Source organism: Robiginitalea marina (genome assembly GCF_024006985.1).
Classification (GTDB): domain Bacteria; phylum Bacteroidota; class Bacteroidia; order Flavobacteriales; family Flavobacteriaceae; genus Robiginitalea; species Robiginitalea marina.
In genome coordinates this window covers 81,507-102,124 of sequence record NZ_JAMXIB010000002.1, presented here as the reverse complement: position 1 = coordinate 102,124, position 20,618 = coordinate 81,507, and the positions used below count along the sequence as shown (strand labels likewise).

General features: G+C 56.3%; 13 protein-coding genes. 9 read left to right on the top strand and 4 right to left on the bottom strand.

The window, feature by feature from the left end; translation table 11 throughout:
* Positions 1-117: 117 nt before the first annotated feature.
* Together bshC and NG653_RS03220 are read left to right on the top strand one after the other, a co-directional pair.
* Positions 118-1,725, top strand: coding sequence for a bacillithiol biosynthesis cysteine-adding enzyme BshC (bshC, locus tag NG653_RS03225; protein ID WP_252740229.1), 1,608 nt, complete (start codon positions 118-120; stop codon positions 1,723-1,725).
* 52 nt (positions 1,726-1,777) lie between these two features.
* On the top strand, positions 1,778-3,151 hold the full coding sequence (locus NG653_RS03220) for a pyridoxal phosphate-dependent decarboxylase family protein (RefSeq protein WP_252740228.1): 1,374 nt from the start codon (positions 1,778-1,780) through the stop codon (positions 3,149-3,151).
* On the opposite strand, the gene NG653_RS03215 is transcribed toward NG653_RS03220, so the two are convergent.
* Positions 3,140-3,688 (bottom strand): pyridoxamine 5'-phosphate oxidase family protein, encoded by a 549-nt coding sequence (locus tag NG653_RS03215; RefSeq protein ID WP_252740227.1) that lies wholly within the window; start codon positions 3,686-3,688, stop codon positions 3,140-3,142. The genes NG653_RS03220 and NG653_RS03215 overlap by 12 nt on opposite strands.
* A 619-nt stretch (positions 3,689-4,307) precedes the next feature.
* On the opposite strand from NG653_RS03215, the gene guaA reads away from it, so the two are divergent.
* The 5 genes from guaA to yidC all read left to right on the top strand — a co-directional run bounded on the left by guaA (position 4,308) and on the right by yidC (position 12,173).
* Entirely contained in the window at positions 4,308-5,837 is a 1,530-nt protein-coding gene (guaA, locus tag NG653_RS03210) for a glutamine-hydrolyzing GMP synthase (protein ID WP_252740226.1), read from the top strand.
* Positions 5,828-7,987 (top strand): PBP1 and LysM peptidoglycan-binding domain-containing protein, encoded by a 2,160-nt coding sequence (locus NG653_RS03205; RefSeq protein ID WP_252740225.1) that lies wholly within the window; start codon positions 5,828-5,830, stop codon positions 7,985-7,987. The genes guaA and NG653_RS03205 overlap by 10 nt, the downstream gene beginning before the upstream one ends.
* Entirely contained in the window at positions 7,984-8,388 is a 405-nt protein-coding gene (locus tag NG653_RS03200; protein WP_252740224.1) for an OsmC family protein, read from the top strand. Before NG653_RS03205 ends, NG653_RS03200 begins: the two co-directional genes overlap by 4 nt.
* A 201-nt stretch (positions 8,389-8,589) precedes the next feature.
* Positions 8,590-10,227 carry a CTP synthase gene (gene pyrG / locus NG653_RS03195; protein ID WP_252740223.1) on the top strand — a complete coding sequence of 546 codons (1,638 nt, stop codon included), beginning with the start codon at positions 8,590-8,592 and terminating at the stop codon, positions 10,225-10,227.
* 80 nt (positions 10,228-10,307) lie between these two features.
* A complete protein-coding gene (gene yidC / locus NG653_RS03190; RefSeq protein ID WP_252740222.1) occupies positions 10,308-12,173 on the top strand; it encodes a membrane protein insertase YidC in 1,866 nt (621 codons plus the stop codon).
* A 381-nt stretch (positions 12,174-12,554) separates the two neighbouring features.
* On the opposite strand, the gene NG653_RS03185 is transcribed toward yidC, so the two are convergent.
* Positions 12,555-13,958: a fasciclin domain-containing protein gene (locus NG653_RS03185; protein ID WP_252740221.1), complete on the bottom strand. Its 1,404-nt coding sequence runs from the start codon at positions 13,956-13,958 to the stop codon at positions 12,555-12,557.
* A 260-nt stretch (positions 13,959-14,218) separates the two neighbouring features.
* Here NG653_RS03185 and mnmA point away from each other — a divergent pair, with 260 nt between their 5' ends.
* Positions 14,219-15,409, top strand: a complete 1,191-nt coding sequence (gene mnmA, locus NG653_RS03180; protein WP_252740220.1) for a tRNA 2-thiouridine(34) synthase MnmA — start codon at positions 14,219-14,221, stop codon at positions 15,407-15,409.
* Between the two features lie 33 nt (positions 15,410-15,442).
* Positions 15,443-16,390 (top strand): NAD(P)H-dependent flavin oxidoreductase, encoded by a 948-nt coding sequence (locus NG653_RS03175; RefSeq protein ID WP_252740219.1) that lies wholly within the window; start codon positions 15,443-15,445, stop codon positions 16,388-16,390.
* Positions 16,391-16,401: 11 nt separating this feature from the next.
* On the opposite strand, the gene NG653_RS03170 is transcribed toward NG653_RS03175, so the two are convergent.
* On the bottom strand, positions 16,402-18,132 hold the full coding sequence (locus NG653_RS03170; protein ID WP_252740218.1) for a tetratricopeptide repeat protein: 1,731 nt from the start codon (positions 18,130-18,132) through the stop codon (positions 16,402-16,404).
* A gap of 268 nt (positions 18,133-18,400) precedes the next feature.
* Positions 18,401-20,593 carry a M28 family metallopeptidase gene (locus NG653_RS03165; protein ID WP_252740217.1) on the bottom strand — a complete coding sequence of 731 codons (2,193 nt, stop codon included), beginning with the start codon at positions 20,591-20,593 and terminating at the stop codon, positions 18,401-18,403.
* Between the last annotated feature and the right edge of the window lie 25 nt (positions 20,594-20,618).

Sequence of the window (20,618 nt, the reverse complement as noted above, 5' to 3'; positions counted from 1 at the left end):
AGAGGACATTTTCCGGTACCTTTCGGCCTTCGGGACCCGTGCCGGGGCCGCTTTCTTAACGTATTTTTAGGAATTCCTACCTCCGGGAATCCTATCTTTGAGGCATTGATCCAACGCATGCAAGCATCAGGAATCCCCTTCCAGGAAACGGGTTTTTTTTCAGGGCTTATCAGGGATTACCTTGACCAGGTTCCGCACCTTGCCCCTTTTTATGGCCGCTATCCGACCCTGGAGGCCTTCCGGGACCAGATGGGTGAAAAGGCGGGTCATTACCCTGCGGCCCACCGCGAAGTCCTCCATCAGGTCCTTTCGGAGCAGTATGCTTCCCTGCAGGTTTCCGCGGCCACCAGGGAACACCTGGAAAACCTCCGGAACCCAAACGCCTTTACAGTAGTTACCGGCCACCAGCTGAACCTTTTTACTGGCCCCCTGTATTTTCTGTATAAGATCCTGACCACCATTAAACTGGCCTCCCAATTGAGGGAGGAATATCCTGAGGCCCATTTTGTGCCCGTTTACTGGATGGGTTCTGAAGACCACGATTTCGACGAGGTCAACCATTTTAATTTTCGGGGAAAGGAGATTCGCTGGAACCGGCCCACCGGAGGGGCTGTCGGACGCATGGATACCAATGGCCTTGATGCCGTGTTCGAACAATTTTCCAAAGACCTGGGCCCGGGAACCCATGCGGCATACCTCAAAGACCTTTTTTCCAGTGCCTACCTGCAGCAACCGAACATGGCGGCGGCTACCCGTTACCTGGTGAATGAACTTTTCGGCGACCTGGGGTTGGTGATCCTGGATGCCGATGACCCGCGCCTGAAGGCGCTTTTCGTGCCCCACATGGAGCAGGACCTCTTCGGGAACCTTGGACAACGCACGGTTTCGGAAAGCATCACCCGCCTGAATGCCCTTTCGGGACAGTACCGCATACAGGTCAGCCCGCGGGAGCTGAATTTCTTTTACCTGAAAGACGGGTTCCGGGAGCGCCTGGTCCCCCATGCGGGAGGTTTTGGGGTGATGGAAAGCGATATTCGCTTCGGGGCCGAAGCCCTGCGGGAGGAATTGCATAGCCATCCCGAACGATTTTCCCCCAATGTGGTGACCCGCCCGCTTTACCAGGAATTTTTGCTGCCCAACCTCTGTTACGTGGGCGGGGGAGGGGAGTTGGCCTACTGGCTCGAACTGAGGGAATATTTTGCGCAATCCGGGGTGCCTTTTCCCATGCTCCTGCTCAGGAATTCGGCCCTGGTGGCATCCGCCAAGCAGCAGCGGAAAGCCGAAAAGCTGGGCCTACAATTGAAGGCACTTTTCAGGGACCCCGACAGCCTTGTCGAACAGCGCGTCAGGGAGATCTCGGAAATCCCTATCGACTTCGGCCCGCAACGCCGCCATTTAACGGAGCAGTTCGAGGCCCTGTACCGCCTGGCCGAACAAACCGACAAATCCTTCCTCGGGGCCGTCAGGGCCGAAGAAGCACGGCAGTTAAAGGGGCTTGACCGCCTGGAGAAACGGCTTTTGAAAGCCCAGAAACGAAAGCTTTCCGATGAGGTGGAGCGTATACGCCTGTTAAGGGAGTCCCTGTTTCCCCAGGGCGGGCTTCAGGAACGAAACCGGAACTTTTCGGAATTCTACCTGGAATTGGGCCCGACCTTGAGGGAAGGCCTGCTGGAAGCTTTCGACCCCATGGCCGGGGAATTCACCCTCCTGGTCTACGAACCCTGAACCGGGTATCGGTCGGAATCCTATCTTTGCATCCGGAATAACCCCCCAAAGGATGCACAAAATCGATATTGAGACCGTGGAAATGACCCTGGATGTCATGAAATATGCCATCAGCCGGATCACCAACAATGCCCCGGAGCTCGGGCAACCCAAAAAAGAGGAAGAATTGAAGGCCCTGGTAGGCGAAACCATTACCCCTGAGGGCATCGGTGGGGAAAAGGCCTTTCGCCTGTTCCGGGATATCCTCATCAGGGCCACCGTGCCCATCGACCACCCCAGGCACCTGGCTTTTGTGCCGGCTGCCCCTACCCGGGCTGCCATCCTTTTTGACCTGATCACTTCGGCCTCCTCGGTCCATGGGGCTTACTGGATGGAAGGTGCCGGGGGGATTTTCTGCGAAAACCGGGCCATGGACTGGCTGGTTTCCCTGACCGGGATGCCGGAAGGGGCATTCGGGGTGTTTACCAGCGGAGGAACTGCCGCCAACCTTTCCGCAATGGTTACGGCCAGGGAAGCCTGGCGCAAAAGTAGCGGGCAGGTCGGTGAAAAAGGGCTCATCCTCACCTCTATAGGGGCCCACAGTTCCATTAAGGCCATGGCGAGGGTCATTGACGTGGACCTTTTGCAGGTCGAGACCGAAGACCGCATGACCGGCCAGCTTCTCGGGCAGGCGGTGGACGCCCTGGCCCCGGCCCAGCGCAGGCGCCTTTTTGCCGTGGTAGCGACCGGGGGTACCACCAACGCAGGCATTGTGGACGACCTGGAGGGGATTTCCGAAGTCTGCCGGCGCGAAAGCCTCTGGTTCCACGTAGATGCCGCCTATGGGGGCGGGGCCCTGGCAGCCGACTCCGTAAGGCATCTTTTCAGGGGGATTGAACAGGCCGACAGCGTTACCATCGACCCGCATAAATGGCTGTTCTCACCTTACGATTGCGGGGCGGTTATTTACCGGGAACCCGAATTGGCCCGGGAGGCCCATCAACAGGAAGGTTCCTACCTCGATATTTTCCAGGATGAGGGGGCCAGGGGGTTCAACCCGGCCGATTACCAGATCCAGCTGACCCGTCGCCTTCGGGGGATGCCTTTGTGGTATTCCCTGGCCACCCATGGAACGGATAAATACAAATGGGCGGTGGAGCGGGGGATTTCCCTTGCCCTTGCGGCAGGGGAGATGATCTCGGCCCGGCCAGGCCTGGAACTGGTTCGGGAACCCAGCCTATCCTGCGTGTTGTTCCGGAAAAAGGGCTGGACCCCGGAGCAATATGTGAGCTGGACCTACCGCAACCATAAAGCCGGGCTGGCCCTGGTTACCCCCACGAAATGGCGCAGGGCCCGGGAAGTGGAAACCGTATTGCGTTTTTGTTTTATCAACCCCGACACCACGGAAGAGGATGTGCAGATGATCCTGGATACCCTAGGGGACTAGGTAGGTGCTTTTCCAGCCGTTGTCGGTCTTTGAAAAACGGACCCTGAGGTGATGGGGCCGGTGGAGTTTAAGGTACTCCACCTTAAAGGGGAGGATGTACACCAGGGTGAAGTACTGTTCCTGTTCCAGGTATTCGATTTGTTCAGGGCTTTTGATCTCAGTCCCAGGGGCACTGGCGGTGGTATAGTTTTGCTGGGCATTTCCCTCTACCCGCATCCAGTGGTCATGGAGTACCTCTGGGTCCCGTTCCCGTAGGGCCAGCCCTTCGATGCGGAGTTGCACCAGTTTTTCGGGGTGGTATAACAACAGGCTTACCTTGTTGTTTTCCTTGATGTGGAGGATTTTTTTGGAGCGGGAATCGGTGTAGAAGGCCATCCGCAGGCTGCCCGGGTCGAATTCCCGGATCCGCACGGTCCGAAGCCGGGGAAGGCGTTCCAGTCCGAGGGTGGCCAGGGTGGCCAGGCGAAAGGGGTGGGAAGGATCCTGAAGGCCTTCCCTGAGCTCCTGCACAAGTTCGTTCCAGATTTGATCGGCCATACCCCAATTCTTTACTTTTAAAGATACAAAAAAAATGGAGATTTCAGGTAGGGTATCCGCGTCCTGAGTTGTTCTAAGTTTGAAGTTGCCATGAAAGAGGAGGGAACCCTGCTCCCCGGCTGCCCAAGCGGCCTGGGACGGGGTTTTATCCCGGGGCAACCCAGGACCCTGTTGAGGGTTGGATTTTGTGCCGTTTTTCATTCATGTGTTTAGGTTAGTTTTTCCCCTGCCGCGGCAGGGGAGCAAGGGATCCCCGGTCGGCAGGCCGGGGATTTTTTTATCGTTCAGTTTTGTCCTTGACAGGGCTGAAATTGGCAAAAAATAAAAATGTAGGAATTGATTTAATAGGTTGTTTACCAATGCTATAAATAAAATTATATGAATTATAAATTTATATTGCTGTTTTAGTCAGGGCGGGCCCTGCCAGGCTGTGTTTTTTTGATTGCCGAAGCAGGTCGGCGTCTTCCCGGAAGGTCGATTTGGAGGCCTGATCAGTCCCCGGCCACCGGCTGTCCGGATGGGGGTGCCCCGGGAAGTACCCTGGTGCGTTCTTCACAACGTGGGGATAATTATTGCCAAAGAAGGTCGTTTCGGTTTTTTCATTTTACTATTTTTGGCCATGCAAAACAACGTCCTGATCCTCGATTTTGGTTCCCAGTACACCCAGCTGATCGCAAGGCGCGTACGGGAGCTCAATATCTTCTGCGAAATAAAACCTTTCAACCACCTTCCCGAAGACCTTTCAGGGTATAAGGCGGTTATCCTGTCCGGCTCCCCTTCCTCCGTCCGGTCCGATACGGCACCCCATCCGGACCTGAGCGAAATAAAGGGAAAAAAACCCGTGCTGGCGATCTGCTATGGGGCGCAGTACATTGCGCACTTCGGGGGCGGCAATGTGGCCCCCTCCAATACCCGGGAATTCGGGCGTGCCAGGCTGACCCATATTACCCCCGATCCTTTTTTCAGGGATGTGCCCCGGGATACCCAGGTCTGGATGAGCCATAGCGATACCATACAGCAACTCCCCGGGGGAGCCAAGCTCCTGGCCAGTACCCACGACGTGGAGAATGCAGCCTATGTGATTGAATCAGAGAACCTTTACGGCATCCAATTTCACCCGGAAGTTTACCATACCAAGGAGGGAAAACGCATCCTGAAGAATTTCCTGGTCGATATTGCCGGGCTGGAACAGACCTGGACGCCTGCTGCCTTTGTGGAAACCACTGTGGCCGGCCTGAAGGAGCAAATAGGGGAAGACAAGGTGATCCTGGGCCTGTCCGGGGGGGTCGACTCCACTGTGGCAGCCGTATTGCTGCACCAGGCCATCGGGGAGCACCTGCACTGTATTTTTGTCAACAACGGCCTGCTGCGGAAGCATGAATATGAGGAAGTTCTGGAGCAGTACAAGCACATGGGGCTTAACGTAAAAGGGGTGGACGCTTCGGCACGCTTTTTGGATGCCCTGAAGGGGGAGGACGACCCCGAGAAGAAACGGAAGATCATCGGCCGGGTATTCATCGAGGTATTTGACGATGAGGCCCATAAAGTAGAAGATGCCCGGTGGCTTGGACAGGGGACGATCTATCCGGATGTGATTGAATCGGTTTCCGCCTCCGGCGGGCCCTCGGCTACCATCAAGAGCCACCACAATGTGGGGGGACTTCCTGATTTCATGAAATTGAAAGTTGTGGAGCCGCTTAAAATGCTTTTTAAAGATGAAGTCCGGAGGGTGGGCGCCAGCCTCGGGATCCCCGATGAGCGCCTGGGCAGGCATCCCTTTCCCGGTCCGGGACTGGCGATTCGGATCCTGGGCGATGTGAGCCCTGAAAAAGTGGCAATCCTGCAGGAGGTGGACCACCTGTTCATACAGGGCCTCAGGGATTGGGGCTTGTACGACCAGATCTGGCAGGCCGGGGCCATCCTGTTGCCGGTGCACAGTGTGGGGGTGATGGGAGATGAACGCACCTATGAAAAATGCGTTGCCCTGCGGGCCGTGGAAAGCACGGACGGGATGACGGCCGATTGGGTACATCTGCCGTATGAATTCCTGCAGAAAATTTCAAACGAAATCATCAACAAGGTCCCCGGGGTAAACCGGGTGGTTTATGACATCAGTTCCAAGCCTCCGGCCACAATTGAATGGGAATAGGCATGAAGCACTTCGGGAAATACATTTTATTGGGGTTTCTGGTGCTGTTGGTCGCCTGCAGGGCAGGGGCCCAGCAGTTCAGGAGCCACCCGGTGAAAGAGGGGGAAACCCTTGAATCCATTGCGCGGCGTTACCAGGTCAGCACTGAGGCCCTGTACCGGTACAACAAGGAGCTCAAGCCCGGATCGCCCCTTCGGGTCAATACCATCCTGGTCATCCCGGTATCAGGCCCCGCCGAGGCCCGGCCCGGGCAGCAAAATGCCCCGCGCCCCGATACGGTGGGGCAGGAAAAGCCCATAGGCTTCCAGACGCACAGGGTGAGGCGGAAGGAGACCCTTTTCAGTATTTCGAGGCGTTACGACCTCCCCCAGGACCTGATCAAGCGCTATAACCCGCAACTCTATTCCGCCACCCTGCAAAAGGGCATGGTCCTGCGGATTCCGATGTATCCTTCAGGCCGGGAGCCTTCGGGCGAGACAGGGGCCGAAGCCCTTGAAACCTATGTGGTACAGCCCCGGGAAACGCGGTGGAGCATCGCTCACAGGTATGGCATAACGGTAGATAGCCTGTTACAACTGAACCCCGAACTCCCCGAAAATACCAGCTACCTGGCTGCCGGGCAGGAGCTAAAAGTGCCCCGCTCCGCGGCCAGTGAGGTGTCCGGGGAAACCCAGATTTATGTTTCTTATACCGTACCCCCAAAGAAAACCCTTTTCAGCCTTAGCCAGGAATACGGGATTACAAGGGAGGAGATTATACGCCTGAACCCCGAGATCATGGAGAGGGGTAACCTCCAGGAGGGCATGGTCCTCCGGCTTCCGGAGAAAAAGCCGGAACCCGCCGACCCCGGTGATTCGGAGTTTGTGTATTACGAAGTGCTTCCCAAACAGACGGAATTTTCCCTCACCCGGAAGTTCGAGCTCAGCTACCGCGAATTGCTGGCCCTTAATCCCGACCTTGTCGGAGGCCTTAAGGCGGGCATGGTCCTGAAAGTGCCGAGGGCAAATGCAGGGGAGTTGCAGGTAAAGAACGACCTGGTCCTGGAATCCTTTAACCTGAAAGACAGCATAGATCGACGGAATATCCCAAAAATACTGGTCTTGTTGCCATTCCGCCTCGACCGCCTCGATTTGGAAGATCCGGAAAGCACCCGTAAGCGCATCGACCAGAACAATGCCCTGAAATACAGCCTGGGGCTATACTCCGGCCTGTTGGTGGCCCTGGACTCGATTGCCGACCTGGGCGTTTCCGTCCAGGTGAAAACCTTCGACACCCAGCTCAATACCCAGCGGGTCCGTTCATTCCTGCAGCAGGAAGACCTCGGCTCCTACAGCGCGATTATCGGACCCCTTTCGCCGGAAGCGATAAGGGAGGTGGCCACCCAGGCGGCAACCCTGCAGGTCCCTGTGATTGCCCCCCTGCCCCTGGGGGAAGATATGCCGCTGGAAAACCTCTTCTATTCCTTCACCCCGGAGGACCGCCTTCGCGAACACATGCTCGCCTTTGTGAAAGGCCAGGTGACCGACCAGAAGATTTTGGTGATCTCAGACCGTAAGAACCGGGGGGTACAGGACCGGATTATGGAGGCCTTCCCTACGGCAGAGGCCGTGGTGCTGCGGGAGGAAGAAAAAAATATCTCCCTCGATATGAATGCCTTCCGGTCCCGGTTATCGCAGGAGGCCGAAAACTGGGTTTTTGTGGAGACCGATGATTTCAAAATTGCTTCCAGCGTGAGTTCCATTTTGAATTCCTCCAATTCCGACTCGACCCGTATCCGCATGTTTACCACCAACCGGAACAAGGCTTTTGAAAATGAAGTGATCTCCGTACCCCACCTGTCCAACCTCAATTTCACCTTCCCGTCTGTGACCCTGGAAAGCACCACCCCAGGGTTTATGCGACAATATGCAAACCGTTTCAAGGGGGAACCCGACCGTTATGCCATCAGGGGCTTCGACCTCGGGATGGACCTGTTGCTTCGCCTGGCTTACCGGCCCGACCTGTTCGAGGCGGCTGACCAGTTGGGGGAACTCGCCTATTCGGGCAATAAGTTCAACTACTGGAAGGGATGGCAGTCGGGCTATTACAATATCGCCTCCTACATTTTAAAGTATGAGGACCTGCAGCTTAAAGAAATCAAAGATCCATGACCTCCAAAGTAACCTATAAGGGAAAATTGAGGACCGAATGTACCCACCTTCGGTCCGGGGACCGTTTCAACACCGATGCCCCCGTGGATAACCATGGGCTGGGAGAGGCCTTCAGCCCCACCGATACCGTGGCAACGGGCCTTGCCAGTTGCATGCTTACCATGATGGGGATCCGGTACGGGGAATCGGAAGGTTCCCTTGAGGGGGCATACGCAGAGGTAACCAAACACATGGCTGCCAACCCCAGGCGTATCTCGCGGGTTGAGGTGGACCTCTACCTCCCGCAGGCTGTGCCGCAGCGGGACCGGAAGATCCTGGAGGCCACGGCCCGCACCTGCCCGGTATGGTACAGCCTCAATGACGCCATCGCCAAGGACGTCCGGTTTTTCTGGACCCTTTAGGCCCTGCCAGTCTTTGCCATTACGGGGTAGCTCTGGTTTTGCCTGCCGGGAATTACCAGGGAAGCCTAAGGCTTTCTGTTGCCCCGGGCGGAGGGGCCGCAGCGGGTGGGCCCAGCCTGATCGCCGAAGAATTTCGGGGGTTCGCTGCCCGATTTCCTCGGGCAATTTGTATCTTTGAATCCCGTAACAAATAATCCGCTCATGGCAGCTACCAAGTACATCTTCGTTACGGGGGGAGTAACCTCTTCACTGGGCAAGGGAATCATCGCCGCCTCCCTGGCCAAACTCCTTCAGGCAAGAGGTTTCAGGACCACCATCCAAAAACTGGACCCCTACATCAACGTGGACCCGGGTACGCTGAACCCCTATGAACACGGGGAATGCTACGTGACGGACGACGGGGCCGAAACAGACCTCGACCTTGGGCATTACGAACGCTTTCTGAACGTGCGGACCTCCCAGGCCAACAACGTCACTACGGGGCGGATCTACCAGAGCGTTATAGAGAAGGAGCGCCGGGGGGAATTCCTGGGGAAAACCGTGCAGGTGGTGCCCCATATCACCAATGAAATCAAGGAGCGGATACAACTGCTGGGCAACAGCGGGGACTACGATATCGTCATCACGGAAATCGGGGGTACGGTGGGGGACATCGAGTCCCTTCCCTATATCGAAGCGGTCAGGCAGTTGCTTTGGGAACTAGGGGACCACAACGCCATCGTGGTCCACCTTACCCTGGTCCCTTACCTCTCGGCAGCAGGGGAACTGAAGACCAAGCCCACCCAGCACTCGGTGAAAACCCTCATGGAAAGCGGGATAAAGGCCGACATTCTGGTCTGCCGCACCGAACACGAACTTTCCGAGGAAATCAAGCAGAAACTGGCCCTGTTTTGCAACGTAAAGAAAGAGGCGGTCATCCAGTCCATCGATGCTTCGACCATCTATGATGTGCCGGTGATGATGCTGGAAGAAGGCCTGGATACGGTTGCGCTTCAGAGGCTCGACCTCCCCCTGCAGCCCCCGCCCGACCTTACCCAATGGATGGAATTCCTCAACCGCCTAAAAAACCCCAAAGGCGAAGTGCGCATAGGGCTGATCGGCAAATACGTGGAACTCCAGGATTCCTACAAAAGCATCCTCGAAGCCCTGATCCATGCCGGGGCAGCCAATGAGGTGAAGATTGCGGTGTCTTCCATACATTCCGAGCACATCAGTGCCAACAACATCCAGAAAAAAATGGAGGGGCTAAACGGAATCCTGGTGGCCCCCGGATTCGGGGAACGGGGGATTGAGGGAAAAGTGAAGGCCGTGCAGTACGCCCGGGAGCACGGGATCCCTTTTTTGGGCATCTGCCTGGGGATGCAAATGGCCGTGATCGAGTTCGCCCGCAATGTGCTGGGGTATGAGGACGCCAATTCCACCGAGATGAACCCAAATACCGCCCACCCGGTGATCGACCTGATGGATGCGCAGAAAACCATTGTCAACAAGGGGGGTACCATGAGGCTGGGCGCGTGGGACTGTGAACTGACCGAAGGCACCCTGGCCTCGGAGGTCTACCACGGGGCCAGTACCATCTCTGAACGCCACCGCCACCGCTATGAGTTTAACAACGATTACAAGGAGGAACTGGAGAAGGCCGGCCTGGTGGCTTCCGGCATCAACGCCGACACCGGCCTGGTGGAAATCATTGAAATCCCATCCCACCCCTGGTTTATAGGGGTGCAATACCATCCGGAATACAAAAGTACCGTGGCCAGCCCCCATCCCCTGTTTGTGGGCTTCGTCAGTGCGGTACTCCGCCATAAAAAAGAAAGAAGCAAGGCCAGGTTGGCCTAAACTCCGCAATTGGGCCTATATTTGCAACCGCCCCGGTCCGGGCCCCCTGTTCGCGGGGCCTTCGGGTAAATAAAATATCCATGGAAGAAAAGAAACTGGACGTAAATGCCATAATCGGATTTGTCCTGATTTTTGGGATCCTCCTGTTCTGGTTTTACCTGAACCAGCCCACCCCCGAAGAGCTTGAAGCCCAGAAACAGGCCACTGAGCAGGCTGCAGAGGCCTCCCCGGAAGGAGGGGAGCCCCTCCAGCCGCTAAACCGCATCCCGGAACCGGTTTCCTATCCGGGGGATTCCCTGGCCCAGGCTGCCTATGCCACCCAGGTGGGGGCTTTTGCCTATACCACCGCCCAAGAGGGCGTTACCCGGCTGGAGAACGACCTCCTCTACCTGGAAGTCTCCAACCGGGGCGGGCAGATCATCGAGGCGCGGATGAAGCAGTTTGTCACCTATGATTCGGTGCCTGTATACCTGGTCAAAGACGGGAATGCCCTGTTCAACCTGCAACTCGCTATGCGCGACAACCGCCTTTTGCAGACCCGGGACCTCTATTTTGAGCCCAGTATGACCATGGAAGGGGAAAACCAGGTACTGTCCATGAGGGCCAAAGCCGGCCCTGACAGCTATCTGGAGTACCGGTACACCCTGAAACCAGGGGAGTACCTCCTGGATTTTGACGTGCGTTCGCAGGGGCTTTCCACCATCCTGAACCCTGCGCAATCCGCCCTGCTCGACTGGCAACTCCGCGGGATACGCCACAACAAAAGCGTGGTCTACGGCAACCGCTATACCCGCCTGACCTATCGCCACGAAGGGGACGATATCAGCAAGCTTTCCGAAGGGGGCGACGATGAGGATACCGAGTCAGAGGTGCGGTGGATTTCCTTCCGGCAGCATTTTTTCAGCTCCATCCTGGCTACGGACGAACCCTTTCCCACCGTGGACCTGAGTTCAAAAAACCTGGTGGAAGAGGAGAGTAAAGAAGTACAATTCACCAAGGAATTCGGGGCCCGCACCCCACTGGAACTCGTCGGGGGGGAACTCTCCAAATCCATGTACTGGTATTACGGACCCACAGACGTGGACGTGCTCGAGACCTATGACGACCTGGCCCTGGCTGACTCCATCCCCTACGGATGGGGCATTTTCGGGTGGATCAACCGGTATATCTTCACCCCTTTCTTCTCCTTCCTCAGCTCCTTCCTGCCCTACGGTATCGCCATTGTGGTCATGACCATCATTGTCCGGATCGTCATGTCGCCGGTAACCTACAAGTCTTACCTGTCGCAGGCCAAGATGAAGGTGCTGAAACCCGAGATCACCGAAATCAACGAAACGCACAAGGACAATGCCATGAAACGGCAACAGGAGACCATGAAGTTGTACAATAAGGCCGGGGTAAGCCCCTTAAGTGGTTGCGTTCCCGCCCTGTTGCAGCTGCCTATCTTCTATGCCCTTTTCATGTTTTTCCCCACCAGTTTTTCCCTGCGGCAGAAATCGTTCCTGTGGGCAGATGACCTGTCTTCGTACGACACCATTGCCCAACTGCCCTTTGCCATCCCTTTTTACGGGGACCACGTGAGCCTGTTTCCCATCCTGGCCTCCATTGCCATCTTCTTTTACATGATGATGACGACCGGCCAGACCATGCAGGTCCAGCAGCCGGGCATGCCGAACATGAAGTTCATCATGTACCTGTCGCCCCTGCTGATGTTGTTCTTCTTCAACAACTACGCCAGCGGCCTGAGCTTGTATTACTTCGTTTCCAACCTGATTACCATCGGCATCATGCTGGTGATCAAGAATGTGATCCTGGATGAAGACAAAATCCATGCCCAGATCCAGGAGCAGAAAAAGAAGCCCCGCAAGGAAAACCGGTTCCAGCGCAAGATGCGGGAGATGATGGAAGAGGCGGAATCGCAGAAGAAGTCAGGGAAACGCAGTTAATGCGCATTTCATTTCATTAACAAAGCCCCGACTTTATGGTCGGGGCTTTTTGGTTGAGCTGGTTTAGTGTGGTAAGATTTGGGACTGGAAAGATGCATAATCCCAGGGCCACCGGAAAGAAAATGTTGCCAGCTTACGGAATGTGTAGGTCGCTATAGGTTTTTCTGTGGGGTAATCCCTTGCGAAAGCCCCGGCGGGCGTCAGTTTCATTTCCCTGTTAGTGACAGGGGGGGTGTTTTCGAAGGGCGGGCCCCGAAGCCGATCTCCCGTTTCTTACCGAAACCGACGGGGCGTAAATACCTTAAAGCACCCGGGGGAACAGCGTCCTTTTAAAACCAAAAAAGCCGCCCTGAGGCGGCTTTTAAGGAAAGCGGTAATGGATTAGTTAGTGGTGTCTGGCAGCAGGACCTGGTTTACCACGTGGATTACCCCGTTTCCGGCCTGTACGTCCACGGCGATGATGCCGATGCCGGTATTCCCGGCCCCATCGGTAATGTCGGCAATATTGACCCCATTATCGGTACCGGGCAGGGTGATGGTAATGTTATCGCCCTCCAGGGAGGCCGCTACGGTATCTCCAGGGTTGGTGAGGTCTCCGGACCGGATGTTTCCGGAAACTACATGGTGCAACAGCACGGATGTTAGCAGGGCCTCGTCGATATCCCCTACACCATCAAGGCCAAGTGCAGTCAGCAAATTATTGAAGGCTGTGGTGGTGGGGGCGAATACGGTAAAGGGTCCGTCGCCGCTCAGGATAGTGGCAAAATCGGTGCCCGGGGTGGCCTCGGTAAGGGCAGTCACCAGGGGGGCAAAGGTTGGGTCTGCCACGGCGAAAGTGACAACAGTCGGGATATCGATCACCCCGTCTACGGCGTGGATCACTCCATTGGTCGCCACTACGTCGGCAACGGCCACACTGCTGCTTCCGTTGATGCTCACCCCGCTATCGGTGTTGATATAGGCGCTGAGGGCATCCCCGTCGGCGTTGGTGCCCAGGGTATTTACATAGGAATTCGCGAGGCCTGAGGAGAAGGCGGCCACCCCTGAAATCACGTGGTTGGCGAGAATGTTGTTGATGTCGTTCCCATTCGGGTTGTTGAAGCTGGTGAAGGCGGCATTCACCGGGGCAAACACGGTAAAGGGCCCATCCCCGGAAAGCAGGTCGGTAAAGGTGGTGTTGCCACCGGTGGTAAGGGCAGTCACCAGGGAGGTGAAGCTGCTGTTGGCCACGGCATGGTCCACGATGGTCGGCAGGCCGATAACCCCATCCACCACATGTACCACCCCATTGGAAGCTTCCACATCCGGAATGATCACGTCAGAGACGCCATTGATGGCCACTCCTGCACTGGTGTCCACATAAAGGCTCAAATTAGCCCCTCCGGGACCGGCGGTCGAAAGGGAAGAAATGTACCCGCTGCTCAGGCCGCTGGAGAAATTCTCCCCGCTAACCACATGGTTCAGCAGTACCTGGGTCAGTACATCCACAGGCACATCATTAAGGCCTCCAAAGCCGTTGGCGGTAAGGAAGGCCTGGAATGCGGCATTGGTTGGGGCGAATACCGTGAAGGGCCCGTCCCCTTCCAGGGCGCTTACCAGTCCGGCGCGCTCCAGGGCGGCCACCAGGCTGGATAGTTCCGGATTGTCTGCGGCGAGTTCTACAATGTTCGGGTCAGAGTCCTGGTTGTTCCCGTTTCCGTTGTCATCATCATCGGAGCAGGAAATCGCAGTGGCCACAAAAAGGCTGAGAATTGCGGTTTTCAATAAAAAGCGAGTTTTTTTCATAACGATAAGTAGTTTTTAATTGTTTGGCTAATTTAGATAAAAGTTAAACAAAACAATTTGGTTTAGTAAATGTTTAACAATGATGGCCTTGTAATAAGTCCATATATATTGGGTTTAGGCGGGTGTTGCTAAAAAATTATGTCAGGGCGTATGTTAACAAAATGTTTAAGTATTTTACTGTTTTATGAAATATTTCCTGTTCCCGGAACCCGAGGGGAGCCCCTGTAATTTTTGTACTTTTGCCTTGCCGAATCGCAGGTATGAAGAAAGTGGTTGTTGGCCTTTCCGGGGGCGTGGATAGCAGTGTGGCCGCCTTGTTGCTCAAACAACAGGGCTACGAGGTCATTGGCCTTTTTATGAAAAACTGGCACGATGACTCCGTCACCATTTCGAAGGAATGCCCCTGGCTCGACGACAGCAATGATGCGCTCATCGTGGCCGAAAAGCTCGGGATCCCTTTCCAGACCGTGGACCTGAGCGCGCCCTACAAGGAGCGGATCGTGGATTATATGTTCAGGGAATACCAGCAGGGGCGTACCCCCAACCCGGATGTGCTGTGCAACCGGGAAATCAAGTTCGACCTCTTCCTGAAACTGGCCCTGGAACTTGGGGCCGATTATGTGGCCACCGGCCATTATTGCAGGAAAGACGAGGCTACCGTGGCCGACGGCAATCCGGTATACCGGCTATTGGCGGGGAAGGACCCGGGGAAGGACCAGTCGTACTTCCTGTGCCAGCTCAACCAGGAGCAGCTTTCCAGGGCGCTCTTCCCCATTGGGGGCCTGCTAAAGTCAGAAGTACGGGAAATTGCGGCCCGCCACGGCCTGGTGACTGCCGGGAAGAAAGATTCCCAGGGGTTGTGTTTTATAGGAAAAGTGCGCCTTCCGGAATTCCTGCAGCAGCAGTTGCAGCCCCGGGAAGGCCAGATTGTGGAAATACCGGGTACGGCGGACCCCTTTCAGCGGGTCCATCCGGGGTTCGCTTCCAGGGAGGCCGAGCTGGCGTTTGAGGCCACCCCACCACAGTTGAAGCCCGAACACGGCAAGGTGGTGGGCACCCACCCGGGCGCGCATTTTTTTACGATCGGCCAACGAAAGGGCCTGGATGTCGGGGGTACCCCGGAGCCGCTCTTCGTTATCCAAACCGATGTGGACAAAAACATCCTGTATACCGGGCAGGGAAAGGCGCACCCGGGCCTGTTCCGCCGCACCTTGTTTGTGGGGGAGGCCGACCTGCACTGGGTGCGCGAAGACCTCGCCCTGAAACCCGGGCAGGAAATGGAAATCATGGCCCGGATCCGTTACCGCCAGGAACTCCAACCTGCAGTGCTCTACCGCACGGAAGGGGGCATGTATGTCGATTTCCGGGAACCCCAGAGTGCCATAACCCCGGGGCAATTCGTGGCCTGGTACCGGGAAGACGAATTGCTGGGTTCGGGGGTAATAGCGTAAGCAGTCTCCCGTGGAAATGTAAATAAAAAGGCCATGAAGAACCGTATTACCGATCTTTTTGAAATCCGCTACCCGATCATACAGGCGGGGATGATCTGGGCCAGCGGCTGGCGCCTTGCTTCTGCCGTATCCAATGCCGGGGGGCTGGGCCTGATCGGGGCCGGCAGCATGTACCCGGAGGTCCTGAGGGAACATATCCGGAAATGTCAAAAGGCCACTTCCCTTCCTTTTGGGGTGAATGTGCCCATGCTTTACCCCCAGGTAGAGGAGCTGATGCAAATACTGGTGGAGGAAGGCGTGAAGATCGTATTTACTTCTGCCGGCAACCCCAAAACCTGGACCACCTACCTTAAGGAACGCGGGATTACCGTGGTCCATGTGGTAAGCAGCGTTAAGTTTGCCCTGAAGGCTGAGGAGGCCGGGGTCGATGCGGTGGTCGCAGAGGGTTTCGAGGCCGGGGGGCATAACGGGCGGGACGAGACCACGACCCTTACCCTTATCCCGGCCGTAAGGGAACAATTGTCCTTACCCCTGATCGCGGCGGGGGGCATCGCCACCGGGCGTGCCATGCTGGCCGCCATGGTCCTTGGGGCCGATGGCGTACAGGTGGGCAGCCGGTTCGTGGCCAGCGAGGAGGCCTCCTCCCATCCGGCGTTTAAACAGAAGGTGGTAGAGGCAGGGGAGGGGGATACCCGGCTGACCCTGAAGGAACTTGCCCCGGTGCGCCTGTTGAAAAACAAGTTTTACCAGGAGGTGGAGGAGGCTTATGCCCGCTGTGCGACGCCCGAACAACTCCGGGAGCTGCTCGGGCGGGCGCGGGCGAAAAAGGGTATGTTCGAAGGCGACCTGGACCAAGGGGAACTCGAGATAGGGCAGGTGTCTGCCATCATCCACGAGATTCTCCCGGCTGCTGAAATCGTAAGGAACCTGGTGCATGAATTTGAAGTCGCCCGGCTGGAACTATCGGGGGTAAAGCTTTAAATCCGCACCGTTCAGAAAACCGACCGCTCAATGGCAATGTCGGCATAACGCCACACCTGGTCGAATTCCTTTTTCACCGCTCCGGCTTCCCCCATTCGGCCCTGCGCTTCCAGGGCCCGGTAGAGCCCATACAGGGACCACCCGTTGTTTCGCAACTTTTCCAGGTCTTCCCGGTATACTTTTTCAGCGGCTTCGTATCGTCCCAGGTCCATAAGCACGGCCCCTAAGTTTTGCCTTGGCGGGATGTGCCAGGCCGACGGCTCGGTGTAGGTCAGGGCATCTTCGTATTCCACGGCCCGCGTCAGGTGGGACACGACTTCCTCTGCCCGGCCCTCCAGATGGGCCAGTTCGCCGGCAACCACCTCGAAGGCGATCCGCCCGATTTTACTAGACGGGTTCTGGGCAGTGGCCACGATAGAATCCATTTCGGGATCCCCAAGCATGGCATCAATGGCCTCCAACTCCTCCCTCGCTTCCACCGGGTTCTTCTTGCGGACGAAAGCCAGGCCCCGGGCATAATGCCGCATCAGCCTCAGGTGCTTTATGCCGGAAGCAGGGGCCGGGTACGTCAGGATATCGTTCCATTTCCCAAAGCGCGTGTAGGCCAGCAAAGGGGTGGAGGCAAAATCCTGGAGGAAATGGAGGGTTTCCATTTCACCTACGGGAACTTTCTCAGCCGTTTTCTTTGCCGCGGCCAGGGCGGTGCTGCTTTCCCCGATCAGGCTCGAGGCCGACCACAGGAAATGGATGTTGTGAGGGTAGTACCCCAGGGGGTACAGGCCCTGGGAAAAGCACTGTGAAATATAATCTTCATCCGCTGCTATTGCCAGTTCGTTCACGCGCACGGCATCCTTATACCGACCAACCCGGATATAAATATGGGAGGGCATGTGCACCAGGTGTCCTGCCGCCGGCATGAGGTCCTCCAGGACCCCGGCACTCGGGACACCCAGGTCAGGCTGTGGGAGCTCCACCAGATGGATGTAGTAGTGGTGCCCACCCGGATGTTTAGGGTCCAGGGAAATGGCCTTTTCCAGGGCTTCTTTTGCCTCTGTGGTATTGGGCATGGGTTTTCCATCCGCGTCCCAGTAGTTCCATGGCATGGTGTTCATGGCCGCTGCCGCAAAAAGGGTGAGCACATCCGGATTATTGGGATACTGCTCCCGTACGGACCGCATGGCTTCCAGATATGCCCCATTAAGCCTGGACTGATCCGTTGACCATACATCGCTATACCGTGCATTGAGGGCCCCGATCAGCGACCGTTCCAGAGGACTTGCTCCCTGTAGGGCGGCATTGGCCTTTTGCAGGGCTTCCCAGGCCTTTTCCTTTCGATCCTCGTCCGGAAGGGGATCATTGATATTGGGTCCCAGGGCATAGGCCTGGCCCCAGTATGCCATGGCATTCTTCGGGTCGAGCCTGGCGCTTTCCAGAAAGGAGCGGTGGGCTTCGGCATGGTTAAAGGCGAAGGTTAGCTTGATTCCCTGGTCAAAAAATGCCTGCGAACGGACATCTGCCGTGGAAACCCCAAAGGTATAGGTCCCCAGGTTTTCGAAGAGGGGGGCGATCTGACGGGTACTGTCCACGGGCCCCAGCAGGAATTTGGCCACCGTGCATTTTATGGCGCCAATGGACGCTTTTTCCCGCTTGGGAAGTTCCCGGGTCTGTTCCGGGATGTTCCACAAAATGATCAGGGCTGCCCCCAGGGCAGCAATCCAAAATACATTGACTTTGCGTTTCATGACATGAAGTTTTTTTTAGGTTAGCCAACATATCCGGTTACCCATAAGGGACACCCTCCGATCAGCTCTTAAGGGACATCCTGCGATCAGCCTCCCATACCCGCACCGCCTTGCGCCCTGCTTAAGGACGCCTTAGGGAATCCAATGTTACACGTTGCCCCGTATTTCCAGATTTCGGAATTGTTTCATGCCTGCAGGGGGGAGGAAGATCCTTTTTTAGGTAACCTTCCTGGCGCTTCAACCGGGAGATGCCGTTGAAGGAACCGTCTCAGGGAATCGAGGCATTGATCTTTATCAGGTAGGCCCGCATCCGTTCCAGGGTGCCGGCCAGCTTTCCGATTTGCTGCCGGGCTTCCTCCCAGTTTTCCTGTTCGATTGCCTCGCGTACCCCGGGAAGAGTCTTAACCCCATAGCCGGTATAGAAGCCAGGGGCATAGATCTGATGCCGGTACCAAGGCCTCCGCGGTAACCCTTCCTCCGAAATCATCTGTTGTTCTGCCTGCATCAGCAGTACATTAAGGGCATCTTTTCCGGGTTTAGATAAACTTTCCAAATCCTTAGCTGCCAAAGCATCCACTTCATTTTGAAGGGTTGCAAGAGCATTCTGTAAGGGGGAGAAATCCAGGTAGGGCACCTCATTCTTTTTGGTTGGGGTGACCCGGGGCTTCGTGGGGTCGGCCGAAAGGAGGTAGGCCTTTTTGTCAATGAGCTTGTTGTGTTTCAGCATATCTTCCCGCATCGATTCTGAGGTTTTCATCACCTCCTTCAGGTAGTTTGAAAGGGTTTGGTGCCAGGGGCCAAAATCCAGGGGCAGGACTTCTGCATTGGCCAGTCGGAGCGTGATGCGCCCGGCAGTCCGAGCCAGGGCCACCCCATAGCTCATGTCAGGATCCTTAAAACGTTTGTAATGGGTATAGGTATCGTAAATGGTGTGGTATTCGCCTCCCGCACTCTCCCCGCCAAACCCAAGGTTCAGGGAGGCAATCCCGGCATGCTGGATAAAGGGCGTATAGTCCGATCCGGAACCCAGCGCATCTAAGGCAAAAGCCCCATCCCCACCATTGGTTAGGTTCCGCGCGGCCTGGCGCTCCTTTACCGACACCCCTGTTTGGGGGTCGGGGACGGAGGCAGCCACTTCAGAAACCATGGTCTGCAGGGAGTGGGACCCCCCGGCTTCCAGAAAGCCGCGTCCATTGCCATCCGTATTGATGTAGGCAACCGCCTTCTGCTGTAATTCTTCCAGATGGTCTTCCACCCATTCCGTGGAACCGATCAGCCCGGGTTCCTCCGCGTCCCAGGCGCAATAGACCAGGGTCCTTTTCGGCCGCTGCCCTTTTTTGGCCAGCACGCCAACGGCCCGGGCTTCTTCCATCAGGGCGACCATCCCACTGACCGGGTCGGCCGCGCCGTGAACCCAGGCGTCGTGGTGGTTGCCGCGCATAACCCACTGGTCAGGGTATTCAGAACCCTCCAGAATTGCGATCACGTTATGGGCCGGTTGGAGCTTCCATTCGAATTCCAGTTTTAAACGGACCTTGGCGGGCCCGGGCCCAATATGGTAGGTAATGGGCAGGGCCCCCTTCCAGGAGTCCGGGGCAACAGGTCCCTTAAGCGCTTCCAGCAGGGGTTCTGCATCCGCATAGGAAATGGGCAATACAGGTATTCTGGTGATGGTGGGGGCTTCTTCCCTATCTAATCGTTTGGCATCGGCTGTGGCCGCGTACCCAGGGGTTAGGACGTCTCCTGGGTATAGCGGCATATCCATTACGGACCCCCGCTGTACGCCTGTCGCATTCTTGAAGGCCCCTTTGGGGTAGACATCCCCCTGGTAATAGCCGTCGTCTTTGGGATCCGAATAAATGATACAGCCAATAGCCCCCTTCTCAGCGGCGAGCTTTGGCTTGATACCCCTCCAGGAACCGTAGTATTTTGCGATGACAATCTTCCCCTTAACATCGATCCCGAGTTTTTCCAGTTCCTCATAATCCTTTGGAACCCCATAATTCACGTAGACGAGCTCAGCCTCCACATCCCCATCTCTGGAAAACGCATTGTAGGAAGGCAGCAGGGCATCGCCCTGGCGGGTATACGGATCCCCCTCCACCGGAACGGCCGTTAGTGCGGCTTTAAATGGCGTGGGTTCAGTGAGCTCGAGCAGGCGGATTTTAGGGTAGGGGAAGAGCACCTGATAGGTTTCAATGCGTGCCTCATAACCCCAGGATTCAAACTGACCACGCATCCAGCGGGCCAAATCGGCTCCAGCTTCGGTGCCTACCCAATGTGGGCGGGCGGCCATTTTCTCCATCCAGGCATCCAGGTTGTCTGTGGATAACTGGGCGTCAAAACGGGATTCCAGCACGAGTTGCTTTTGGGCTTCACCGGGGCTGAAACCCGTAATGGTTTGGGCATATGCCCCCACCATAAAAAGCAGGGCGAGTAAGAGGTTGATCAGAATTTTCATTGGGATAAAACTTATTAGAATTGTT